Origin of the sequence: Leptolyngbya sp. O-77, assembly GCF_001548395.1 — a bacterium.
Lineage (GTDB): Bacteria > Cyanobacteriota > Cyanobacteriia > Elainellales > Elainellaceae > Thermoleptolyngbya.
In genome coordinates this window covers 683,720-701,294 of record NZ_AP017367.1, presented here as the reverse complement: position 1 = coordinate 701,294, position 17,575 = coordinate 683,720, and the positions used below count along the sequence as shown (strand labels likewise).

At 59.2% G+C, this 17,575-nt stretch carries 15 protein-coding genes; 5 read left to right on the top strand and 10 right to left on the bottom strand.

What is annotated here, in order from left to right; genetic code table 11:
• Window positions 1–248: 248 nt before the first annotated feature.
• Both O77CONTIG1_RS03015 and O77CONTIG1_RS03010 read left to right on the top strand, forming a co-directional pair.
• Window positions 249–1,583, top strand: coding sequence for a YcbK family protein (locus tag O77CONTIG1_RS03015; protein ID WP_068507946.1), 1,335 nt, complete (start codon window positions 249–251; stop codon window positions 1,581–1,583).
• Window positions 1,584–1,774: 191 nt separating this feature from the next.
• The gene (locus O77CONTIG1_RS03010) at window positions 1,775–2,839 is read left to right on the top strand and encodes a M4 family metallopeptidase (protein WP_068507943.1); all 1,065 of its coding nucleotides are present in this window, start codon (window positions 1,775–1,777) and stop codon (window positions 2,837–2,839) included.
• Window positions 2,840–2,954: 115 nt separating this feature from the next.
• Here the strand turns inward: O77CONTIG1_RS03010 and glgA are convergent, their stop codons facing one another.
• The 5 genes from glgA to O77CONTIG1_RS02985 all read right to left on the bottom strand — a co-directional run bounded on the left by glgA (window position 2,955) and on the right by O77CONTIG1_RS02985 (window position 9,538).
• Entirely contained in the window at window positions 2,955–4,451 is a 1,497-nt protein-coding gene (glgA, locus tag O77CONTIG1_RS03005; RefSeq protein ID WP_068507941.1) for a glycogen synthase GlgA, read from the bottom strand.
• A gap of 169 nt (window positions 4,452–4,620) precedes the next feature.
• On the bottom strand, window positions 4,621–5,286 hold the full coding sequence (locus O77CONTIG1_RS25915) for a CAP family protein (RefSeq protein ID WP_225894676.1): 666 nt from the start codon (window positions 5,284–5,286) through the stop codon (window positions 4,621–4,623).
• Window positions 5,287–5,533: 247 nt separating this feature from the next.
• Complete coding sequence (gene hemC / locus O77CONTIG1_RS02995) at window positions 5,534–6,493, bottom strand: hydroxymethylbilane synthase (RefSeq protein ID WP_068507939.1); 960 nt, start codon at window positions 6,491–6,493, stop codon at window positions 5,534–5,536.
• 181 nt (window positions 6,494–6,674) lie between these two features.
• Complete coding sequence (gene murI, locus O77CONTIG1_RS02990; RefSeq protein ID WP_068507937.1) at window positions 6,675–7,532, bottom strand: glutamate racemase; 858 nt, start codon at window positions 7,530–7,532, stop codon at window positions 6,675–6,677.
• 110 nt (window positions 7,533–7,642) lie between these two features.
• The gene (locus O77CONTIG1_RS02985) at window positions 7,643–9,538 is read right to left on the bottom strand and encodes an N-acetylmuramoyl-L-alanine amidase (RefSeq protein ID WP_084782959.1); all 1,896 of its coding nucleotides are present in this window, start codon (window positions 9,536–9,538) and stop codon (window positions 7,643–7,645) included.
• 594 nt (window positions 9,539–10,132) lie between these two features.
• Here O77CONTIG1_RS02985 and O77CONTIG1_RS02980 point away from each other — a divergent pair.
• Together O77CONTIG1_RS02980 and O77CONTIG1_RS02975 are read left to right on the top strand one after the other, a co-directional pair.
• On the top strand, window positions 10,133–11,329 hold the full coding sequence (locus O77CONTIG1_RS02980; RefSeq protein ID WP_068507933.1) for a 5-(carboxyamino)imidazole ribonucleotide synthase: 1,197 nt from the start codon (window positions 10,133–10,135) through the stop codon (window positions 11,327–11,329).
• A 248-nt stretch (window positions 11,330–11,577) separates the two neighbouring features.
• Complete coding sequence (locus O77CONTIG1_RS02975; RefSeq protein WP_156434884.1) at window positions 11,578–11,958, top strand: hypothetical protein; 381 nt, start codon at window positions 11,578–11,580, stop codon at window positions 11,956–11,958.
• Between the two features lie 114 nt (window positions 11,959–12,072).
• Here O77CONTIG1_RS02975 and O77CONTIG1_RS02970 read toward each other — a convergent pair whose 3' ends face one another.
• From O77CONTIG1_RS02970 to O77CONTIG1_RS27695, 4 genes are read right to left on the bottom strand one after another with little or no spacing between them, the layout of a single operon-like run.
• Window positions 12,073–12,948: a hypothetical protein gene (locus O77CONTIG1_RS02970; protein ID WP_068507929.1), complete on the bottom strand. Its 876-nt coding sequence runs from the start codon at window positions 12,946–12,948 to the stop codon at window positions 12,073–12,075.
• The gene (locus O77CONTIG1_RS02965; protein WP_156434882.1) at window positions 12,927–14,771 is read right to left on the bottom strand and encodes a hypothetical protein; all 1,845 of its coding nucleotides are present in this window, start codon (window positions 14,769–14,771) and stop codon (window positions 12,927–12,929) included. Before O77CONTIG1_RS02965 ends, O77CONTIG1_RS02970 begins: the two co-directional genes overlap by 22 nt.
• A 45-nt stretch (window positions 14,772–14,816) precedes the next feature.
• Window positions 14,817–15,767, bottom strand: a complete 951-nt coding sequence (locus tag O77CONTIG1_RS02960; protein WP_068507926.1) for a glycosyltransferase family 4 protein — start codon at window positions 15,765–15,767, stop codon at window positions 14,817–14,819.
• 20 nt (window positions 15,768–15,787) lie between these two features.
• Entirely contained in the window at window positions 15,788–16,171 is a 384-nt protein-coding gene (locus O77CONTIG1_RS27695; protein ID WP_068507925.1) for a hypothetical protein, read from the bottom strand.
• A 146-nt stretch (window positions 16,172–16,317) separates the two neighbouring features.
• Here O77CONTIG1_RS27695 and O77CONTIG1_RS02950 point away from each other — a divergent pair, with 146 nt between their 5' ends.
• Complete coding sequence (locus O77CONTIG1_RS02950) at window positions 16,318–16,752, top strand: SRPBCC domain-containing protein (RefSeq protein ID WP_068507923.1); 435 nt, start codon at window positions 16,318–16,320, stop codon at window positions 16,750–16,752.
• 19 nt (window positions 16,753–16,771) lie between these two features.
• On the opposite strand, the gene O77CONTIG1_RS02945 is transcribed toward O77CONTIG1_RS02950, so the two are convergent.
• Window positions 16,772–17,476, bottom strand: a complete 705-nt coding sequence (locus O77CONTIG1_RS02945) for a hypothetical protein (protein WP_156434878.1) — start codon at window positions 17,474–17,476, stop codon at window positions 16,772–16,774.
• Window positions 17,477–17,575 lie beyond the last annotated feature (99 nt).

Sequence of the window (17,575 nt, the reverse complement as noted above, 5' to 3'; positions counted from 1 at the left end):
ATTAATTTATGGAATGGGTTTCTACGTCCAGAGGTGGGCTGCGCGGGTCTTCTACGCTTCCAAAAATCGATTTAGACAAGCCTGTCTGGGATCGCTCAGGGTTGCGCCATGTAGTTGATAGCCAGTTGCTCTAAAACAGCGGGGCGATGCCCAAAGCTGCAAAAGCTACAAAAGCACCTATCATGAGTAGGTCTATTTTCAGCGCTTGCTTTGGAGCGCTTTGAGCGAACTAGATTTGGGTGTTGCCGATGGTACAACTGATTCTGCGTGTGAAAACAGCAACCGTGTTTAAGCTGCGGCCCGAGCCGACTTCTCTGTTGCAGCCCAATGAAATGGTGGCGATCACCTCTGGCAACACCTACCCACTGCATTCCTACGCCTACGCCAATATCAACGGCTCCTTCAACGGACATATAAAGTTCGCGTTGCAAAACCGAACCATCAATGGATTCAACACCTGGTTTGTGTCGAGTCTGGATGCCCAAGTCGAAGCCAACGGGGTCGTGGTCTACCCGCACGAAGATCAAGAGAGCATACCGATCCTCTGGATTAATCAAAATACGATCCTGAAGCGCCGCCCGGTCGATTCGTCTCTGTTGTCTCCTTCAGAACGAGTCTCGATCCAGCGGGGACGGACGCTCAACCTGCATTCCTACGCCTTCGCCGACGCGCAGGGCGAATTTAACAACCACATTAAGTTAGCCATTCGCGATCGCGCTGATTTTATCAACGGGCTAAGCACCTGGTTTGTGTTCAATCAGCACGCCTTTGTCACCTTTGATGGAGACGTGGTGTACCCGCCTGAAGACCCCAATGCGTTTATCTTGCGAATTACGCAAAACACGCTGTTCAAACGTCGCCCGGTGCAGTCGTCGCAGCTTGCGCCCAACGAACAGGCCCCTGCCATTCCAGGGACGCTGCTCGTGATCGACAACTATGCCTTTGCCGATGCCCAGGGATCATTCAACTCACACATCAAGTTTGCACTCAAATACGTCAAAGACAATATCTACGGGTTTAACACCTGGTATGTATTTGACCAACATGCGCGAGTCGAGCAGGCGGGCAGAGTGGTTTATCCCAGACCGCAACCGCCCCCACCGCCGCCGCCCCCCCCCCCACCGCCGCCCCCACCGCCGCCGCCCCCCCCCCAATACACGGGTCGGCCATTTCGACTGCCGGGCTATTCCTCCACGTTTTATACCGACCAGCCGATTATTCCCAACGGCAACTTTACCTGGGGCGAGGCAACCAAGAACGCAACGCGAATTCCCGCTACCAAGGCGATCGCCGACAATATCCTGGCCCTGGCGCGGGAGCTGCAACGGGTGCGAAACCAGATTGGCCGCCCCTTCCAGGTCAATTCCTGGTATCGTCCGCCAGATGTCAACTCGGCAGTGGGCGGGGCAACCAACAGCCAGCACCTCTATGGCAAAGCAGTCGATGTGCAGGTGCAGGGCCTGAGCGGCCGTCAGGTGGCCAATGCAGTGATGCTGTCCTGGAATGGCGGTATTGGCATCTATAGCAACATGCCGAACGTGATTCACCTGGATATCGGGCCAAAGCGCACCTGGGGGTTTTAGGAACACCGATCTCCCACTGAGGTACGAGCGACCCGTCACACGCCTGCCCAGGGCCTACGCAGGCGTGTCTCTAGTCCAAAAAGATAAGCTGTAGCAAATCAGACCCCCGTTTTGCTGTCGTTGCTTCAGCGCCGTTTCAATGTGTCTTTGGGTAAGTCCTGCTCATTATTTAGGATTAGGAGCGAGTCTTTATGCGTCATCTTTGTCGTCCAGGCTGTCGGTGTTCCTTTATTCCCCCGGTGATTGCAGAGCATCTTGCCCGCAAAGGGGTTGACGATGCCCGCGTCAGCTATCAGCAGAGCCGCAAGATGCGAGAAAAGCGGCAAGCCACCGCCGCCGCCGTCAGCATGGCGACCTTTACTGGCGCGGCTCCTGTGGGCAAGAGCGATCGCCTCGTTTATGACTGCGAGCAAACCTGGCAGCAGCGGCTCAAACTAGCACGCGGCGAATCCGATCCAGAAACCGCCGATGCCGACGTGACTATCATTCATAACTATGCAGGCATCGTCCGCGATTATTTCCAAAATGTCATGGGGCGCAACTCCATCGACAACCTGGGCATGGATTTGATCCTGAATGTCCACTTTGGCGTTCGCTATCTCAACGCCTTTTGGGATGGCGATGAGATGACCTTTGGCGATGGCGACGGCAAAATTTTCACCAGCTTTGCCAACTCTCTGGATGTGGTCGCCCACGAACTCACCCACGGCGTAATTCAGTTCACCGCCAATCTGGAATACAAGGGACAGTCCGGCGCATTGAACGAACACTTTGCCGATGTATTTGGCACAGCGATTACGCAATATGCTCAGGGGCAAACAGCACAGACGGCAGACTGGCTGATTGGCGACGAGATCATGGGGCCAACGCTCTATGGCGAGGCGCTGCGCTCGATGAAGGAGCCAGGAACCGCCTACGACAACGACCTGCTGGGCAAAGATCCGCAGCCGGGTCACATGCGCGACTATTTCAGCAGGCCCGAAGATAACTTCGGCGTACATATCAACAGCGGCATTCCCAACAAGGCGTTTTATCTGACTGCGATAGAAATCGGCACCGACAATGCCGCCCTAATCTGGTTTAGTGCGCTGCAAAAACTCTGGCCGACGGCCCAGTTTGACGATGCCGTAGCGGTGATCGTGACGGCTGCCCGCGAACTGACCCGCGATGGCAAAGTGCCTTTGGGTTCTACGCAAGTCGTTCGGGCCGCGTTTAAGGCGGTTGGGCTGCCGACTGGGGCTGGACTGACGGCTTAGGTTCCGACTCAAGGGTTGATTTTGGGGCGCGACGGGCACGAAAAATCAACCCTTGTAGATCAGACACCTGCCGCCGCAGAGAGACCATCCACAACGAGACCATCCACAACGTCGCCTAAGCCACCTTTTCTTTGGCAGACTCGTCAGAAGATGCGTCTGGTGCGGCTGCGTCGGTTGCAGCAACCTCTGGGTTGGCTGCGGCTTCTTCTGCCTTGCTATCCAGCTCGTCACCCGATTCGGGCAGGCCTTTGATGCGGCGATAGATCTTCTCGTACTCGCGGGCGGAGTGATCCCAGGCAAAGTCCTGGTGCATTGCCCGCTGCTGGAGCGATCGCCACTTGTCCTTATATTGGAACCCTTCCCAGGCGCGGATCATGCAGGTGTACAGATCCAGCGGTTCGTAGCGGTCAAAGCAGTAGCCCGTGCCCTCGTTCTCTGACGGGGCGTGGTGCTGCACAGTATCCACCAGTCCACCCGTGCGCCGCACGATAGGAATTGAGCCATAGCGCATGGCGATCATCTGGCTGATGCCGCAGGGTTCAAACCGAGACGGCATCAGGAAGGCATCTGTACCCGCATAAATCCGGCGAGCCAGCGTGTCGTTGTGCAGCAGGTACACAGCGACGCGACCCGGATGGCGCGAAGCAATATGCCATAGCTCGGTTTCGTAGTAGCGATCGCCCGTCCCCAGCACCACCAGTTGCCCATCGGTGTAGGAAATAAACCGATCTAGCATTTGAATCACCAGATCTAGACCCTTTTGCTCTACCAGGCGCGTCACCATGCCCAGCAAAAAGGCCTTGGAATTCACCTCTAGCCCCAGTTCTTCTTGCAGCGCGATTTTGTTTTCGCGGCGATTGTCCAGCGTATCGGCGGTGAAGTTTTGCGGAATCTGGCGATCGCGCTCCGGGTCAAACAGCGCTTGGTCAATGCCGTTGAGAATCCCCACGAGCTTGCCGCTGATATAGGACAGCAGCCCTTCTAGCTGTTCGCCATACTCCGGCGTTTTGATTTGCTCAGCATAGGTGGGCGAAACCGTCGTCACCATGTCGGCAAACTGCACCGCCGCCGCCATCGTGTTGTGCCCCTGCATATACCACGGGCACCAGGTCATCTGCTCCAGTCGCCAGCGCCACGGGCCCTGATACGCCAGGTTGTGAATCGTGAAAACGGTCTTGATGTCTTCCGTCTCGTGCATCCACACGGGAATCATGCCCGCGTGCCAGTCGTGGCAGTGAATCACGTCCGGTCGCCAGAAATTCCAGGCAAACTCGGACGCTGCGTTGGCAAACAGGGTGAACCGCCAGTCTTCATCTTCACCGTAGTAGATGCGGCGGGGCATAAAGGAGGGATGCCCAAACAGGTAAACCGGAACGTCGGTTTTGGGCAGCCTGCTCTCAAAAATTTTGAAATTCTGAAACATTGCCGTGCCAGACCAGACGGGCTTTTTGGGAATTTCCATCTTGTCTGGCAAAAAACCGTAGTAGGGCATAAAGATGCGAACATCGTGCCCCATTTGCCGCAGCACTTTGGGCAGTGCGCCCACCACATCGCCCATGCCGCCTGCTTTTGCCACCGGGGCCGCTTCGGCCGCCACAAACAAAATTCGCATCGTGACCCCCCTGAGTCTCCCGAACGTCTCGATTGTGCGTTCATCCTCTAGCGCGACGCACAACACCTAAACCCTAGCAAGTTTCGGTAACGTTTTCGTAATTATTTTAGGACTTACTCCAGGACTTACTCAGCGGGATGTTTTTTGGCGATCGCAGCCTTGGAGAAGACTAATAAACACGGCGACCGGAGTAATTTCCGGGCGGGCTATAGCGGCAAACCAGGATATCGTTGCCGCCCGCCGTGGACAGGCCACAGCCGACATGGGTCGTGTCGCGCCAGATGATTTGGGTGTAGTGGCCAACATCCGCCCAGTTGCCCGTGGTGCTGACGTTGGGAAAGGTGCCGGGGCGAAAATACCGCTTTTCATCGCCCCAGCCCGTCACCATGTCGTCATAGGAAAAATAGCCCGACGTGCCCATCCACAGGTTTTCGCCCTCGCCCGTACCCTGGCTATGTTCTAGACGGCGACCGCCTCGCGCAGCCAGTTCATCTGCCCAGCCCTGAGCATTCTGCGCCAGTTGGTCGGACCATCGCAGCGGCGGCAGGTTTAGCTCGGTGCGATAGCGGTTGTGAGAAGCCAGCATCGTGTCTACAAACGCTTCGTCTGAGCGGTCGGCTCGGCGCTGAGACACTTCGCGCCATCTCGATGCCCGTCGCCCTAAAGTATGCCATTCCAGAGATGGCTCAGATGATTGCTCAGATGATTGCTCAGATGATCGCTCAAACCAGATCAAGGCTCGCTCTGTGGCGATCGCCTGTTGGTGGAGCCAGCCCATGCCCAGCAGCAGCAGACCGGCCAACCCAGCGAAACCCGTTCTCAGCCCTTTATCCATAATGGCCTCTGGGATTGTTTCTAGACTCGTTTTGAGGAGATTGGGCGATCGCTCCTCAATTCATGCACAGAAATTATGCACGATTATGTACAGAAATTATGCACAGAAGCAGGCATGAACAACTGGGCGATCGCGCTAGTTTCCAAGATGCATCGCCGATTGGAGAAGTTCCTGATTTGGAGTGAAAGTTCAAACGATGCGGTCACCTAACCAATGCGGTCACCTAACCGATGCGGTCACTCAACCTCTAACCCCGCTGAATCGTGGCAAAGATTTCGTCCAGCACGGCCTGTGCGCCCTGTTCCTTGAGCCGATGGGCCAGGTCGATGCCCAACTGCTCGGCGGTGTCGGGTGCGCCCGAAACCGTATCTTTGATTAGCGTTTGTCCATCCAGGCTGGCCACCAGTCCGGTCAGCGCCAGCGTGTCGCCCTCGATGACGGTATGAACCCCGATGGGAACCTGACAGCCGCCCTCTAGCTCTCGCAGAAAAGCGCGTTCGGCATAGCAGCGCTGGGCGGTGGGGGTATGCTCCAGCACCTTCAGCACCGCGAGAATTTCGGGATCTTCGGTGCGGCATTCGATGCCCAGAGCGCCCTGCCCCACCGCATGAAGCGACACATCGCTGGGAATGGTCTGGTGAATGCGATCGCCCATGCCCAGTCGCTTTAGCCCCGCCACCGCCAAAATCAGCGCGTCATATTCGCCCGCATCCAGCTTGGCCAGCCGCGTGTTCAGGTTGCCACGCACGTCTTTGAACGCCAGGTGGGGGTAGTGATGCCGCAGTTGCGCCAGCCGCCGCAGCGACGACGTGCCAATCACCGCACCCTCTGGCAAGGTGTCAAGCTGTTTGTCCTTGTGGTTTTCATGCACCACCAGCGCATCGGCCGGGTCTTCGCGCTCCGTCACGCAGCCCAGCATCAGCCCTTCTGGCAGCCGGGTCGGCAAGTCCTTGAGCGAATGCACGGCAAAGTCGATGTCGCCGTTCAGCATCCCCACTTCTAGCTCTTTGGTAAACAGCCCCTTGTCGCCAATCTTGGCCAGCGCCACGTCCAGGATCTTGTCGCCTTGGGTACTCATGGTGTGAACCTCAAAGGTGTGCCCCGGAAAGGCTTTTTGTAGTTCGGACTGCACCCAGTGGGTTTGCACCAGGGCAAGTTGACTTTTGCGGGAACCGATGCGGATGGTGCGGGGAGGACTGGCGATCATGTGCAAAGAAGTGTGTACAAAAACAGCGAAATGTTAAGCAAGCCTTAGATTTGAGGCGTTTTGAGCCAACTATCAGCTTACCGTAGGGTGGCCCACCCCAACGGCGAATGCCGGAGAATTCGTTGAAGAATTGGCAGAAGGATTCTGGGGCGATCGCCCCACCCCAGTCCCGGCTAGGCGCTCACTCCAAGGTTTCCAGAGGGGCAATCGCCCTGGCTGTCGAGATTGTAGGGGTCACAGCGGTTAAGTCCACCCGCTCGGTGCTGGGCAGGTAGCCGAGCCACTGCTGCGAAAGTTGAGCAAAACTCTCTGGGCAGCCGCTGACGCAAAACCGAGCCGTGCGATTGGCAGACAGATTTCGCAGCCCCAGCAGGTCTAGCTCTCGCGCTGCCGCCCGCACCACATGCACTGCCGGATCGACAAACTGCACCGTCGGCGGCAAGAGCGATCGCAGCACCGGCTTTAAATGGGGATAGTGCGTACAGCCAAACACCAGCGTATCGATCTGCGCCCGAATCAGCGGCTCCAAATAGCGCTGAGCCACCTGTCGGGTGTAGGGGTCCTGAATCCGGTTTTGCTCGATCAGCGGCACAAACTCTGGGCAGCCTACCTGCCAAACGGCGATCGCCTCGTCAATTTCATGAATCGCCCGTCGATAGGCATCACTAGCCGCCGTAAACGGCGTGGCAATCACCCCAATCCGCCGTCCCCGCCGCACGGCCGCCCGCGCCCCCGGCAAAATCACGCCCAAAATTGGCATCGGAAACTCGGCTCGCACCACGTCCAGCGCCTTGGCAGAACTGGTGTTGCAGGCTACCACCACCATCTTCACCCGCTGCTGCGTCATCCAGGTCAAGATCTCCCGCACAAATTGCAGCAGCTCCCCCTCCGAGCGGGTTCCATAGGGCAGCCGCGCCGTGTCACCAAAATACAGCACCGATTCATTCGGAAGCTGGCGCTGAATCTCCCGCAGCACCGTCAGCCCGCCCACGCCGCTATCAAACACCCCGATGGGGGCCTGGGCATCGCCTGTTGTCAAGAGGCCGGATTCGCAAAATGTCCCGTTTGGTTCAGGGGAAAGCGGGTCTGAGGCGCGATTAACCGAGTCTGAGAACGAGGCAGAGTTAGACACAGGCGCAAACGAAATGTTTAGAAGTTTTGCTGAATATATTGCAGGATACCCTGTGCGATCGCAAATGCCATGCGTTGTTGTCCCTGAGCGCTGCCCAAAAACGCTGCATCCTGCGCTCCGGTTACAAACCCCGTTTCCAGCAATACTGCGGGCATTGAGGTGTTACGAATCACATAGAACCGGGCGCTCCGCAAGCCGCGATCGTTCAAGCCCGTATTGCGAACCATGCTGTCGTGAATCACGCGGCCCAGCCGTGCCCCCGCTTCCGAGGCATAGTAGGTTTCAATCCCGTTGACATCGGGGCGATCCATGCTGATCGCGTTGGCGTGAATGCTGACGAAAATATTCGCCCGCGCCCGCTCGGCAATTTGCACCCGTGGCTCCAGGTCAATTTCTCGATCGTCTGTGCGGGTCATGACCACCTGTACGCCCTGCTGTTCTAGCAAGCGAGCCACCTGGGTTGTAATGGACAAAACGATATCTTTTTCTCGGATACCGCCAATGCCCACTGCGCCCGGATCTCGACCGCCATGTCCCGCATCTAGTACCACCACAACGCGGCCGGTAGGGACGCGGGGCAGCGTCGTGGTAGGGGGTGTCACAATTGGAGGCGGGGGGGTGGGCGCAGGAGTCATAGGGGGCTGGGCCGCACCGCGCAATTCCAGGGCCAGGAGGCGATCGCTCGGCTGAATCACGTCCCGAATCACGACACCCGCAGCAGGCTGCACCAAAATCGCCACCGTCCGCTCGTCCTCTTGCAGCAACCGCACCTGTTGAATCGTACTGTTCGCCGTAATTTGTGGGCCAATCACCCGCTCTGCCAGCCGCGCATCGGGAATCGTAATTCGATAGAAAATCCGCCCCCGATCCCAATCGCTGGTGTAGGTAATTGGCTGATCCGCCCGGATGAGTAGCTGTTGACCATTGCTCGACAACTCCACCGATTGCACTGTCGAAAGACGATTAGCAGGCGGCTGACCAGGGCGCGGCGGCTGGCTGGGCGAGGTGGGAGGGGCGATCGGCGGAGTTGTAGGGGGAAGCGGGGTCGGCGCAGGCTGGGATGGACGGGTCGCCACCACGCCGCTGTTGGCATTGAGGCTGGGCAGCAGCACAATCCCACCAAAATCACTCACGCTGGCCTGCCAGCCGCGACGGTTGCGGTCGTTGCGGCGACCCTCTAGGCGCAGCGATAGCCGCACAACGCCATTCCGCTGGGGTTCCAGCCGCAGCCGCTCCACGCCGCGATGGTTCGGTCGCAGATCGCGATTGGTCAACTGAGGCGAAACCTGGGCATTGGCAATGTCGAACTGCACATCTCGCGGATCGCTGTTGCGGCGCAGCGTCAGGCGAGGCACACCCCCGCTGGTGCGAATAAAAAAGCCGTCTTGGGTAATTTGCACCTCGTCAATCTGAGCAGGGCCCGCTGCTGGAGGCGCAGGTGCAGGCGCGGGAGGATTGGGTGCGGGCAGCGGCCTTCCGGGCGTGGGTGAAGGGCTGCCTGCCACAGGCCCGCCAACAAACTGCGGCGTGGGAATCTGCACAGACCAGTCGGTCGGCGTGGCCCCGCGCACCAAGACCCGCTGCGGATCAAGGGTATAACCGGGCATTAGCTCAATCACAATGCGAGTGGTTTGAGCGTCTACTTGCCCCAGGCGAATTTCCCGAATGCCGCCAGTTCCACTCTGGCGGGTTGTCGAGCGGCCGAGGGTAATTCCTGGCAGATCAATGACCAGGCGAACCGGGTCGGAAATGAGCTGGGCCCTGGGCTGCACGCCGTCATCGGTGGTAAAGACCAGTCGGTTTTCCGCCGAGTTAAACTGCCAGGATTGCAGCGTGCCCGCTTCAGCAGAAACGGCAATCAGGAGAGACCCTGCAACGCCCAGCACACCAGACAATAACCAAGAAAATCTCACAATCAACCTCTTAAAACACCGATTGGGGAGTTGGGGCAGATGCAGCTTAGTCGCACAAACCTCCATCGCAATCGACCAAAACCGATATTAATCAGGTTTGGCGCAATGCGATCAGATTTAGCTAGGAAAATCTCAAAGAATTGAGAATCGAACCGCCTCCTGAAGAAACCATCCATCATACCGATCTCTGGATGGCTCAGGGCAGCATCGACGAAACTTGTCTATCGGACGTACTGGGCTTCACATAAGTTTCTAGGTTTGCGGAAATTCAAAAAGCGCAGGTGAAGTACTAGCCCCGTCAGAGGCCTACGCACAGAGTTGATGCGATTCAGGACAGTTTTGAGGAATTTGATCGCCGAGCCAGCAAGCCTTGGGGGGATATCCCCCCAAACCCCCCTTTGCAGGGGACGAAGCGTCCCCCACACCCCCTCCTAAGGACTTTCTGGCTTGTTCTGAGAGGTCGCTTCGCATTGCAGGGGCGGCAGGGGCGATTCGCGAAGCAATCCTTTCGGGAATCGTGCTTTAGGTTTTTCGAGGGTTTTGGGCAATCGCTATACTGATGCAGACAGAATGCTGTGGTGGCGATAGACAGGAATGACAGGGAGCGATGTGAAACGGGTGGGAGTGATTGGCGGCGGGCAGCTTGCCTGGATGATGGGCGCGGCGGCCAAGAAACTGGGGCTGCATCTTATTGTGCAAACCCCCTATCGGGATGATCCGGCTGTTGGCATTGCGGACGATGTTGTTTTGGCGCAGGTGGAAGATGCGTCGGCAACGGCGCAACTGGCCCAGCAGTGTGACGTGATTACGTTTGAGAATGAGTTTGTGGATCTGGCAGGGCTGGGGGCGATCGCCTCTCAAGGTGTAGTCTTTGCGCCGTCGTTAAGGGCGATCGCCCCTATCCTTGACAAGTTCGATCAGCGTTCTTTTTATCAGTCCATCCACGTTCCTACGCCCCGCTTTCAGGCAATCACCAGCGTGTCCGAGTTGGATGCGAGCTTTGGGTTTCCGGTGGTGCTGAAGGCGCGGCGACATGGCTATGATGGCTACGGCACGTTTGTTTGCAAAACCCAGGCAGAACTGGAAGCAGTCTTGCAAAAGCCGGGACAGTCGTGGCTTGTGGAAGCGTTTGTGCCGTTTGAGCGAGAGCTGGCGGTGATGGCGGCGCGGGGGCGATTCCCCCAGGGAAAGTGCGCCGCACCGCTTGCGCGAACGCTTCATGAATCCCACGAAATCGCGCTGTATCCGGTGGTAGAGTCGCAGCAGGAACAGCAGGTCTGCCGCCGGGTGTATGCGCTGAACGAATTTTCTGAGAGCGTGACGGAGCAGGTGGGGGCGATCGCCCGCCAAATCCTCACTGCCCTAGATTATGTCGGTGTGCTGGGTATTGAGCTATTTCTGACGACCGACGGGCACGTGCTGGTCAACGAAATTGCGCCCCGGGTTCACAATTCCGGGCACTACACCCTCGATGCCTGCGCCACCTCCCAGTTTGAACAACATCTGCGGGCTGTGGCAGGGCTGCCGCTGGGGTCCACGGCGCTTACCTGCGCGGGCGCGGTGATGGTCAACCTGCTGGGCTTTGAAACCGCTGAGTCTGACTACGCCGCTCTGCGCCAGCAGCTTGCCGCAATTCCCCAGGCTCAGGTGTACTGGTATGGCAAATCTGAATCGCGGCCGGGGCGCAAGCTGGGCCATGTCACCGTGCGCTTGCAGCCAGGGCAGGGACGGGCAGAGGCAGAGGCGATCGCCCACCAGGTAGAAGCCATTTGGTACGGCGAGTCAGACTAACGCCATCCCTCCAGCGCCAGCCGATCTGGGTTCTGGCACAGCGATCGCCTGACTCTCAGGAATCTTTTCGAGCGGGAATGAAGCTACTCAAAGCGCAGACTTCAGCACACACTGATTAACACACGCTGCTGAATGGTTTGCACATATCCTGTTGAGTCACTTTGAGTCAAATTTTGAACGCTATGATGAACCTGAAACTGAATAAATTACGATTGGTCTTGGGAACAGGGCTGGTAATGGGTCTGTCTATGGGTTTTTCGATGCCTGCGATCGCCCAAATGGCCGAAGTTCCCACGCCAAACCGTAGCGGCGATTACACAACTGCCATTATGCAGGGAAACCGGGGCAATTACTACAACCGTCGCTGGCTGGTGGTCGATCCAGACCCGACCTATCTGAACTGTCGCGTCAGTCCCAATGGAGCCGTGCGATCGCGCATCGCGCCAGGGGCAATCCTAACGGCCGAGTTTGTGCGAAATGAAGCGATCGTCTTCCAGAATGGCGCTCCCTGGCTGCGGGTGCGCGGTACGGATGCGCTCACCTTTGCCCAGCCGGGGCAAACCCTGGGAACGTGCTACGTCCGTGCCAATCGGCAATATATTGCGCCGATCAATGAAGACGCTCGGTAGTATTGATTTTGGATTTTGGATTTTGGATTGGTGATTTTTGGATAGCTTGTCAGATCGCCTCTGCTTAGTCGTTTTTACTTAGTCGATTGGCTTAGTCGATTTAGTCGTTTTGGCTTAGTCGATTGGCTCGAAGCGCTGTGGAGACGCAAGCCACCGCCGCAGTGTAACGCGATCGCCCTGCGTGATTACTAGGACGGGCGCTGTCTCCCCTTCCATGCGGGCGATCGCCACCAGTTGCGTATTCGTCGTCAGTTCGTTGTAGATCAGGCTGCCGCTGGCAGAAAAGATCAGTGTGCGAAGCGGGGCATCCGGTGGGGCACTGGATGGGGCAGGGGGGCTGGGCGATGCGCCAAGCAATTCCAGATCGTCCGACTCCGGTGCGGGTTCGCCAGGGGGCGGATCGAGCAGGTCGGGATGCAGCACCAGAATCACCTCCGGCTGGCGATTCGAGTGATCCCTGCGGGAATCGCCCGTCAGGTCGGCAAGCTGCACGCTCCAGGAGCCGAAGGCTTGGGCCAGCGCCTCTGGGTCGTCGGCAGGCGGCAGCGGCAGGTTCGGTCGGGCGCGGCGTAGCTCGGTGGCAAGGGTTCGCAAGATAGCACTACCCTGCTGCGGCTGCTGGAGTTGGAGGGCAGCCAGGGAAGTGCTGTCGGTGGGCAGTTCCCAGTTGAGCGCGGCATCCGACAGGACGAGATGGGGGCGATTGGCTAGGGAGTCTCCCAGGGGTTGGCCGCTGGCCAGCAGTTGAATAGCGCTGCCCTGGAGCCGCAGCGCTTGCACGGTGAGCGGATGGGACTGCATCTGGGCCTGCGGGTTCCAGGTGGTGTACTGGAGCGTGGGGCGATTCCCGTGGGCAGCGCTTTGCGAATCTCCCAGTCCGAGTTGGTTCCACAGAAAACCCGGAGTCAGGCGGCTGGACAACTGAGAAAATGGGGCGTGCTGCCAGGTCGTGCCGTCGTGATAGCGGGTCAGCGAGATGCGATACCACACCTCACCATCAGGCAGCGTTGGCAGGGCAGAGCCATCGGGCGTGTCCCAGTCGCCGGGGGCGGGGGCTGGCCAGGGGGCGTGGCAGTGCCGATCAGGCGGCTGGGGTAGAGGGCCTGACCGTGCAGGGGCAACTGGTCGAGGCGGCGCAGAACAGCTTGGGTGCGCGGGTGCAGCGGCGAAGCTGGCGTTTTGGGAATAGGGGCGCGATTTTGCTGCTGGAGCCAGGCGATCGCCTCGTCGCGTCCCTGCCGCAGCATCACCACCAGCCCGCCGATAAACTGGGCATCGGTGTGGTCGGCATCCACCCGCAGCATCGCCTCGGCCCGCTGCCGCCAGCGGTTTGCATCGCCGCCAATCAGCGTCCGCAAATCGGCCCCGTCGCGCAGGGCGGTTTGCAGCAGGGCGATCGCCGCTTCCCATCGGCTGTCGATGATCAACGTGGCGAGGCGCTGACTGGGGCTGGCGCGATCGCGCTCGGCCTGGGCGCGGGTGGCGGCGGCGTGCAGCGCAATCAGGTCAAGCTGGGCCTGGGCGGCCGCAGTCCAGGTTTTGGGATTGCGTTTTTTATAGCCCTCCATCCAGGCGCGGGCGTGGCTCCACAGGCCGTTGCGGGCGAGAAACAGCGCGTTTTCCAAGCTCTGACTGGCGAAGGGGGGCTGTTCTAGGGCGATCGCCTCTAGCCGCACGATGCCGCCCTCGACCGGTTTCACCTGATAAACCGTAAATTGAGGCTCCAGCCCCACGGTCTGGTCAACTACCAGTTCTGGCGGATCGTCGCCTGTGACCGCCTGCCAGCGAGGTCGGCGAACCAGGCTACTCCAGGAAATCAGCAGCCGCAGCCGTCGCTGAGCCGCATCGTAATAGCCAATTTGCCCATAGGCGATCGCCTGACTGCCGCGCCGCTGCTGTCCGCTGAGGGAAAACCAGCCGTCGGGTTTGGGCGCATCCCCTGCAATCGGCTCGACCTGTTGCAGGGGCAGGCGGCGGGTCGAGCCTTGCCCCGCCGGAGCGCCCCCCGGCAGCAGCGACACCACGCCAAATTCTCTTGGGCCCGCCACCGGAAGGCGATCGCCCAGTTGCAGCCGGGTGTCACTGCTCAGCCCTTCTGCACTGCCCAGCGGCGTTTCCAGGTGATAGGCCCGCAGTTCCACCAGATGCAGGCAAGCGTCTGCACTAGCAGCGCAGCGGGGTTGGGCGGCTAGCACAGGCACCAGCACCACGGTTGCCTCTCCGGCCGATTGACCCCGACCAACCGACCGCATCAGCGGTGTGCCCAGCGTCCGGTTTTGCTGGGCGGCTTCTGCCTGGATTGCGCCCCAGCTTCGCGGCGTATCGTCGCGGATAAAGGCTTCCCGGTTCCACTCCGGCAGCGCCCAGCCCAGCCAACTCACCCGCCCCGGATTCACAATCAGCCAAAACGCTGTACAGCCCGCCATTGCCACCAGGCTGCCACTACCCAACCACAGGATCGTTGCCAGCAGGTTCCCTAGCCAGGGCCGCTGCTTGGGGGAGGGCGGTGATACCAGCAGCTTTACACCGTTGGATTCGAGCGGGGGAGGTTCTTCACGAAATTCGTCTTCCCAGTCCTCTAGCGGCAGATCAATCCCTGAGCGCAATGCCGGAGCCGATCGCTTCGCAAATTGCCCCACCCACACGTTTACCTTGGGACGCGGAGCCGCGGCAGCTTCCGGAGAAAGCGGCTCTGGCGACACAAACACCTTGACCCTGGGCGGCGTGATGCGGAGGTGACGGGCCGCCATAGACGACGAAGACGCGCTCCGCTTTTGGGCTGGACGGGTTCGACGGGCCGGTTTTTTCATCACCGCTGCATCACTCTTCCCAGATGACGTTTGCGAGCGGGGCGGCGCTCAAGGATGCCAGGATTTCGCAACAGGCGACGGTTCCATCAGCGCCCGCTCATATTGCTGGCCGATCTTTTCCCAGGTGTAGTGGGTCTCCACTAGGGTACGGGCCCGCTGAGACACTTGCTGCCGCAGCGTAGGGCTGTCAAACAGACGGGCGATCGCCCCTGCGTATTCCGTCGGCGTGTTCGCCCGCAGCGCCAGCGGTTCTGCCCCCTCGATGGGCAGCCCTTCCAGAGCGCGATCGCTCCCCACAATCGGAACACCCGCCGCCATCGCCTCCAGGGTTTTGTTTTTAATGCCAAACCCCAGCCGCAGCGGCAGCACGCACACGGTCGCCTCGCGCAACACCGCACCCATTTCTGCGACCGTGCCCATGACCTGAACGCCGGGATGTTGCGCCAGCGCTCGCACGGTGGTCACCGGACGCGCCCCTGCAATGCAAAAAGTGACTTCAGGATAGCGCGATCGCACTAATGGTAATACCGCTTCAGCAAAAAAACACACTGCGTCGATATTGTGTGGCGCATCCATCGCGCCTGCAAACACCAGCCGATAGCCCCCCGGATCAGTCGTGCGGGGCGAAAAGGCTGCCAAATCAATCCCGTTTGGCACCACCTGTACCCAGTCGGGGTCGGCATTGGGAGCGGCAAAATCGGGCCCCGACAAAAAATCCAAAAACTGCTGCCGATCTTCCGTCGTCGTCACCACCACGCGGGAAAACTGTTGCCGAAACCGTCGTTCGTAGCGCTCCAGCGTAGGCAGATAAAGGCGATCGCGCCAGGGATTGGCCGACACGCCCAGCGCCAGTTCGGCCCGCGTCCAGCCGACGGCAAAGCTGTGGGCATTTAGCACCGTCCGCACCCGCCGCTGAAACTCCGGACGCACGTACACCGCATTTGCACCATGCTCGCAGGTCAGCACATCAAATCGGCGCTGCTGCACTGCGTCATCCACCCAGGGCTTGCAGCGCAGGGCTATGGCGAAAGTCCACGTTCGGCGGAAATGCCCCAGAGGTGCGATCGCCCTAGTTGCATCAGTTTGCCCAGAGAATTGCGAAATGAGCCGCCAGGGAAATTGCCCTGAGGCCATTCCCGTAGGGATTGCTTCGCGAATCGCCCCAGTGGGAAACACAACACCCTTGCACCCAAAGCCTCCAGCGCCGCCAGATCGGCATCCGCGCTCGTCCGGGTTTCTGCGCCTTCAGCCAACACTTCCGAACCGGTCGCATTCATCCGCTGTGTCAGCAGGGTCACCTCGTGCCGTTGCGCCAGCCATCGCAGCAGGTGAAAGGTTCGCACCTCCGTCCCGCCGCGCGTCGGCGGATAGGGAAAGGTCGAAGACAGCATCAAGATCCGCATGGGATGCCGGGGGTTTGGAGGCGAGAATTTAGGGAATTTGGGGAATTCGGGAACACAGTCTAACGTTGAAAATACGGCAAGAAAATGCGTAAATCCTATAGCCTTTTATTGAAACCCTACTGCACCCTCCAAACCGCTCCCCTAAAATGCCCACGCTCTATGCCAAAACGGAAATCAACGCGCCCCGATCGCACGTCTGGCAAGTGCTGATGGACAAACACCAGTGGTTTCGCTGGAACACCTTTTTCTACGACCTGTCGCCCGATCGCCCCTTTCGCCAGGGCAAAACCGTGCGCCTGTCCATTAAGCGAGTCATAGGCGAAGAGGAAACCCAGATCGAGCCGCTGGTGACGCTGGTGCAGCCATCGGTTTGTCTGAGCCTGCGCTACACTGCGCCCGGATTTCGCAGCGAACACTGGTTTGAACTGCAAGACTTGGGGGGCGATCGCACGCAATATCTCCACCGCGAAACCCTCTCCGGCACGCTGACCACTCTGCTGCTGCCGTTTATCCGTCGGGACGAACAGAGCGGACTGCGACGCATGGCGCAGGAGCTAAAGCGCTACGCCGAGCAAGGGTAGAAAGCAAGGGTTTGAAGAATCAAGGCTCCAGACGGTTTAGCGACGAAGCGATCGCCACGGCGGAATCTGGGTCGAGAAAGTTGCAGGCCCGCACCAGTTCCGAATCGATCAGGCCGCTGCTGAGTCGATAGCCGCCGGGTACACCCGGAACCTCAAACCAGTCAGAAAACACAGCGTTGGCCGGAAAGGGAGAATCATCGCTGGACGGCTCGTTGTCTGCCCAATAGATGAAGTAGGGGTCGTTGGAGCGGGCGATCGCAGGCGTTTCGATGGGCCGGCTATTGGGCGGCACTGGGCCACCAAAGCCGCCGTCGCTGTATTCAATCTGAAAACAAGTGGCGATCGCACTATCGGCTGAAAACGAGCGGTAGTAGAGTGTATATTCCTTGCCCCAGTCTGGATCAGACGTGACCACGACATCGGATAAATACGTCTCCGGCGGCAGAACCGTAGGCACCACCAGCGGCACGCCCAACTGCCGAATCGCGGCCCGATCGTCTGCTGAGATTTCTGCGGTGGTCGATTCGAGGGCTGCTGCGCCGGAAACGGTTGCGGCGAACGCGAGAGAGGCTTCTGGAGCCTGTCCCTTCGCAACGGGGGACGGTTCTACAGGAACGCGGGAAACACTAGATGAGCAAGCCCCCAGGGCGATCGCCCCCAGCACCATTCCCAGCCTTGCCCCAAGCGTTACCCGATTGCCAGACGTATCCGTTATCTGCCGCATTCCTGCCTCCAAAACTTTCCTAAACATCTCCATCTCGCTGGATCGCGGGCAAAGTCTGTCAGACCTTTCTCAACTGCGTCGCCCTGACCGCCTGAAACC